Raw genomic sequence first — 281 nt, 5'->3', positions numbered from 1 at the left:
AGTTCTGGAACGAGTTTTTCAGAAATGTGCGGTTGCGAAATGTGCAGAGATGATTGGCGCGGGTGACAAAGTGCTAAAGATGACAGTAGATTATGCAAAGATTCGTGAGCAATTCGATCGCCCCATCGGGAGCTTCCAAGCTATACAGCATCATTGCGCAAACATGAAAACCTGTTTGGAAACATCAGTGCTGATGACGTACCGGGCATGCTCAGCCATAAGTCTGAACCAGCCCTGGGAAAAAGAGGCGGCAATGTGCAAAGCATGGGTTGGCGATTCCA

Annotated in this window: 1 protein-coding gene; it reads left to right on the top strand. The window is 48.4% G+C overall.

The window, feature by feature from the left end; translation table 11 throughout:
- Positions 1-49: 49 nt before the first annotated feature.
- Positions 50-281, top strand: a 232-nt coding sequence (locus L5876_RS14920) for an acyl-CoA dehydrogenase family protein (RefSeq protein ID WP_370469073.1), incomplete at its 3' end; no start/stop codon positions are given.

This window comes from Hyphobacterium sp. SN044 (assembly GCF_021864465.1).
Taxonomy (GTDB): Bacteria; Pseudomonadota; Alphaproteobacteria; order Caulobacterales; family Maricaulaceae; genus Hyphobacterium.
The sequence above is the reverse complement of the archived record's forward strand: the minus strand, read 5'-3'. Positions and strand labels throughout refer to the sequence as shown.